5 protein-coding genes are annotated in these 5,482 nt (G+C 71.3%); all 5 read left to right on the top strand.

Annotated features, from left to right (window positions below; genetic code table 11):
• Positions 1 to 140 precede the first annotated feature (140 nt).
• Positions 141 to 1,286: an isobutyryl-CoA dehydrogenase gene (locus tag I53_RS05335; RefSeq protein WP_043347504.1), complete on the top strand. Its 1,146-nt coding sequence runs from the start codon at positions 141 to 143 to the stop codon at positions 1,284 to 1,286.
• Positions 1,283 to 2,344 (top strand): enoyl-CoA hydratase/isomerase family protein, encoded by a 1,062-nt coding sequence (locus I53_RS05340; protein WP_043347507.1) that lies wholly within the window; start codon positions 1,283 to 1,285, stop codon positions 2,342 to 2,344. Before I53_RS05335 ends, I53_RS05340 begins: the two co-directional genes overlap by 4 nt.
• A 182-nt stretch (positions 2,345 to 2,526) precedes the next feature.
• The gene (gene mmsB / locus I53_RS05345) at positions 2,527 to 3,420 is read left to right on the top strand and encodes a 3-hydroxyisobutyrate dehydrogenase (RefSeq protein WP_043347509.1); all 894 of its coding nucleotides are present in this window, start codon (positions 2,527 to 2,529) and stop codon (positions 3,418 to 3,420) included.
• Entirely contained in the window at positions 3,417 to 4,196 is a 780-nt protein-coding gene (locus I53_RS05350; protein ID WP_043347510.1) for an enoyl-CoA hydratase, read from the top strand. Before mmsB ends, I53_RS05350 begins: the two co-directional genes overlap by 4 nt.
• 64 nt (positions 4,197 to 4,260) lie before the next feature.
• Positions 4,261 to 5,482 (top strand): AMP-binding protein (locus I53_RS05355; protein WP_043347512.1); only part of this gene is annotated, 1,222 nt, incomplete at its 3' end.

Here is a 5,482-nt window from a genome sequence, read left to right on the forward strand (position 1 = left end):
GGTGAGGGGTGGGGACTCTCCGGAAAGACCTGATCCCTCACTCCAACCCTCTCCCGCACGGGAGAGGGGGCACGTCGCGCATCGTGGCGGCGGATGCGCGAGCCCCGTGCAGTTGGGTGGCGAACGAGAGGAAGTGCCCAATGAGTTTCGGGCTCGACGAGGACCGGATCGCGATCCGCGAGATGGCACAGGGCTTCGCGGCCGAGCACATCGCCCCCCACGCCCTCGACTGGGACCGCGACAAGACCTTCCCGGTCGAGACCCTGCGGGCGGCCGCCGCCCTCGGCATGGCGGGAATCTACGTCCGCGAGGATCTCGGCGGCTCCGGCCTCTCCCGCCTCGACGCGACCCTGATCTTCGAGGCGCTCAGCACCGGCTGCCCGACCGTGGCGGCGTTCCTGTCGATCCACAACATGTGCGCCTGGATGATCGACGCCTACGGCGACGACGACCAGCGCCGGCGCTGGATCCCATCCCTGATGGGGATGGAGCGGATCGCCAGCTACTGCCTGACCGAGCCGGGCTCGGGCTCCGACGCGGCGGCGCTCCGCACCCGCGCCGAGCGCGACGGCGACCATTACGTCCTCACCGGCGAGAAGCAGTTCATCTCGGGGGCCGGTGCCAGCGACCTCTACGTCTGCATGGTCCGCACCGGCGAGGCCGGCCCTTCGGGCATCTCGGCCATCGTGGTGGAGAAGGGGACGCCTGGCCTCTCCTTCGGCGCCGACGAGCGCAAGATGGGCTGGAACGCCCAGCCGACCCGCGCCGTACGCTTCGACGGCTGCCGCGTGCCGGTGGCCAACCGCCTGGGCGCTGAGGGCCAGGGGTTCCGCATCGCCATGAGCGGCCTCGACGGGGGGCGGCTCAACATCGCCGCCTGCTCCCTCGGGGGCGCCCAGGCGGCCCTCGACAAGGCGCTCGCCTATATGGGCGACCGGCGCGCCTTCGGGGCGAAGCTCACCGATTTCCAGGCCCTGCAGTTCCGGCTTGCCGACATGGCGACCAGCCTGGAGGTCTCGCGCACCTTCCTGCGCCATGCGGCCTCCGCCCTCGACGCCAAGGATCCCGCCGCCACCCAGCTCTGCGCCATGGCCAAGCGCCACGTCACCGACGCGGCCTTCGCGGTGGCGAATGACGCGCTCCAGCTCCACGGCGGCTACGGCTACCTCGCCGAGTACGGCGTGGAGAAGATCGTCCGGGATCTGCGCGTGCACCAGATCCTCGAAGGCACCAACGAGATCATGCGGGTGATCATCGCCCGCGCACTGACCGGAGACCGCCGATGACCGACGTGATCGTCGAGCGGGTCGGCGCCCTGGGGCGCCTGCGCCTCGACCGCCCGAAGGCCCTGAACGCCCTGACCCACGGCATGGTCGGCACGATCGATCGGGCCCTCGATGAGTTCTCCGCCGATCCCGGCATCGCGGCGGTGCTGCTCACCGGGGAGGGGGAGCGGGGGCTGTGCGCCGGCGGCGACCTGCGCGGCCTCTACGAGAGCGACGGCACGGCCTTCGCCGAATCCTTCTGGCGGGACGAGTACCGCCTCGACGCCCGCATCGCCCAGTACGAGAAGCCCTTCGTGGCGGTGATGGACGGCATCACCATGGGCGGCGGGGTCGGCCTGTCGGGTCATGCCGCCCACCGGATCGTCACCGAGCGCTCGCGCATCGCCATGCCGGAGACCGGGATCGGCTATCTGCCGGATGTCGGCGGCACGTGGCTCCTGCCCCGCGCGCCCGGCGAGCTCGGCACCTATCTCGGCCTGACCGGCGAGCCGGTCGGTGCCGCCGACGCGATCCTGTGCGGGTTGGCCGACGCGATGGTGCCGTCCCGGGCCCTTCCCGATCTCCTCGACGCGCTCTCGGCCCTGGCGCCGGATGCCGGCGACGCGGGCGTGCGGGACCTGATCGGGCGTCTCGCCCGGGAACCGGATCCGGCGCCCCTGGCCGCACACCGGAGCATGATCGACCGCTGCTTCGCCTTCGACATGGTCGACGAGATCCTGGCGGCGCTGGCGGCCGACGGCTCGGATTTCGCGGCGGCGACTCGCGACATCCTGCTGACGAAGTCGCCGTCGAGCCTCGTCCTGACGCTCTGCCTGCTGCGCCTCGGGCGCGGCGCGCCGAGCCTGGAGGCCTGCCTGGAACGCGAGTTCCACGCGTCCCTGGCGGTGCTGGACGAGGGCGATTTCCGCGAGGGCATCCGCGCCGCCGTGATCGACAAGGACAAGACCCCGCGCTGGAACCCGCCGAGCCTCGACGCGGTCGATCCGGCCCGGATCGCCCGCTGGCTGGAGAAGCGGGCGGCGCCGGTCTTTCCAGAGTCGCGCACTGGGGCGGTGTGATGAGGCTTCGTCTTCACCCACTCATCCCCTCATCCTGAGGCGCCGGAGCGCAGCGGAGGCCTCGAAGAAGGGCTCCAGGGATCGCGGCGTGTTCTGGAGCCCTCCTTCGAGGCCCGCTGACGCGGGCACCTCAGCATGAGGGCGAGGGTGGGACAGGCGATAAACAACTCAGGGAGGACGGGATGGCACAGACCATCGGGTTCATCGGTCTCGGCAACATGGGCGGCCCCATGGCGGCCAACCTCGTGAAGGCGGGCCATACGGTGCGCGGCTTCGACCTTGTCCCGGCCTCGCTGGAGGCCGCCCGCGCCGAGGGGATTACCGTTGCGGGCTCGGCCCTGGCGGCGGCCGAGGGCGCGGACGTGGTCATCACCATGCTGCCCGCCGGACGGCACGTGGTCGAGGTCTGGACGCAGCTCGCCGCGGCGCTGCCAGCCGGCACGCTGCTGATCGATTCCTCTACCGTCGACGTCGAGAGCGCCCGCAAGGCCCACGCCCTCGCGGAGGCGCAGGGCTGCCTGTCGGTGGACGCGCCGGTCTCCGGCGGGACCGGCGGCGCCAAGGCCGGGACGCTGACTTTCATGGCCGGCGGCGCCGAGGCCGCCTTCGCGAAGGCCGAGCCGCTGCTGAAGGCGATGGGCAAGAACGTGTTCCATTGCGGCGCGGCCGGCGCCGGGCAGGCGGCCAAGATCTGCAACAACATGATCCTCGGCATCTCGATGATCGGCGTCAGCGAGGCCTTCGCGCTCGGCGAGAAGCTCGGCCTGTCGCACCAGGCGCTCTACGACGTGGCCTCGGTCTCCTCGGGCCAGTGCTGGTCGCTGACCACCTACTGTCCGGTTCCGGGCCCGGTGCCGACCTCGCCGGCCAACAACGGCTACAAACCGGGCTTCGCGGCGGCGCTGATGCTCAAGGATCTCCGGCTCGCCCAGGCCGCCGCCCTGGCCTCCGGCGCCGCGACACCCCTCGGCGCAGAGGCCGCGCAGGTCTACGGATTGTTCGAGGGCGCCGGTCACGGGGGAGAGGACTTTTCCGCGATCATCAATATGCTCCGCGGGCAGGGAGGCGAGTCGTGAGCGACGCGTACGAGACGATCCTGACGGAGACGCGCGGGCGCGTCCTTCTGATCACCCTCAACCGGCCGAAGGCGCTGAACGCCATCAACGCACAGCTCACCGGCGAGGTGATCCGGGCGGCCACCGAGGCCGATGCGGATCCGAATATCGGCTGCATCGTCATCACCGGTTCGGCCAAGGCCTTCGCGGCCGGGGCCGACATCAAGGAGATGCAGCACGCCACCTACGCGGAGATGTACGCGGGCGACCGGTTCGCCGACTGGGACCGCTTCATCGCCGTGCGCAAGCCGATCATCGCCGCTGTGGCGGGGTACGCGCTGGGCGGTGGCTGCGAGCTCGCCATGATGTGCGACATCATCCTGGCCGCCGACACCGCACAGTTCGGTCAGCCCGAGATCAAGCTCGGGGTGATGCCGGGAATCGGCGGCAGCCAGCGGCTCACCCGCTTCGTCGGCAAGGCCAAGGCCATGGAGATGTGCCTGACCGGCCGGATGATGGATGCCGCCGAGGCGGAGCGTTCGGGCCTCGTCTCGCGGGTGATCGCCGCCGACCGGCTCCTCGACGAGGCCATGACGGCGGCCGCGACCATCGCGGCGATGTCGCTGCCGATCGCCATGATGACCAAGGAGGCGGTCAACCGCGCCTACGAGACCACGCTGACCGAGGGCATCCGCTTCGAGCGGCGGGTCTTCCATGCCATGTTCGCCACCAAGGACCAGAAGGAGGGCATGGCCGCCTTCGTGGAGAAGCGGCCGCCTCGGTTCGAGAATACCTGAGCGCAGCCCGCCCCGGCCGATGGGGTCGGGGCGCCAAGACCACAAGACGGGGAGGGGAACGACCATGCCGAGCTTCCGGGAGGCCCGCGACCTTCTGCTGGCCCATCGCACCGATTATGGCGCTGCCGTCTCGGCTTTCGCGTGGCCGGATCCGGTGCCGTTCAACTGGGCGCTCGACTGGTTCGACGCCGTCCTCGCCGGTCCCGAGAGCCGCGACCGGGCCGCCCTGCGGATCGTCGAGGCCGGCAGCGGGGCCGAGCAGAGCCTCACCTTCGGGGAGATCGCCCGCCGCTCCAACCAGGTGGCCAACCACCTGCGGCAGCTCGGCCTGAAGCGCGGCGACCACCTGCTCCTGCTGCTGGGTAACGTGCCGGCCCTCTGGGAGACCATGCTGGCGGCGATGAAGCTCGGCGCCGTTGTCATCCCGGCGACCACGCTGCTCACCGCCGACGAGCTGGCCGACCGCCTCGCCCGCGGGCGCCCGCGGGCGATCGTGGCCGGGCCGGAGCAGGTCGCGCGGTTCGCCGGCCTCGACACGGGCGGCGCCATCCGCCTCGTCACCGGAGCTGCGACGGAGGGCTGGGCGGCCTACGACGACGCGTTCGGAGCCCCGGAGACCTTCGCGCCGGACGGGCCGACCGGGGCCGACGACCCGATGCTCCTCTACTTCACCTCCGGCACGACGGCGAAGCCGAAGCTGGTGCGTCACAGCCACCGTTCCTACCCGGTGGGAGCGCTCTCGACGATGTACTGGCTCGGGCTCCAGCCCGGCGACGTGCATTGCAACGTCTCCTCGCCGGGCTGGGCGAAGCACGCCTGGTCCTCGTTCTTCGCGCCCTGGAATGCCGGCGCGACGATCCTGGTGATCAATCAAGCGCCGTTCAACGCCGCCGCCCTGCTGGCGCAGCTGGAACGGACCGGTGCCACCACGCTGTGCGCGCCGCCGACCGTGTGGCGGATGATCATCCAGGAGGATCTGACCGGGAAGCGGCTCGCCCTGCGCGAGGTCTGCGCGGCGGGCGAGCCCCTGAATCCCGAAGTGATCGAGCGGGTGAAGAGCGCCTGGGGCCTCACGATCCGCGACGGCTACGGCCAGACCGAGACCACGGCGCTCATGGCCAACACGCCGGGGCAGCCGGTGGTGCCGGGCGCCCTGGGTCGGCCCCTGCCGGGCTACCGGGTGCGCGTCCTCGACCTCGACGGACAGCCGGCCTCAGAGGGCGAGGTCTGCCTGGAACTCGGCGCGTACCGGCCCGCGGGCCTGATGCAGGGTTACGACGACGGCC

Origin of the sequence: Methylobacterium sp. B1 (assembly GCF_000333255.1) — a bacterium.
Lineage (GTDB): Bacteria > Pseudomonadota > Alphaproteobacteria > Rhizobiales > Beijerinckiaceae > Methylobacterium > Methylobacterium fujisawaense.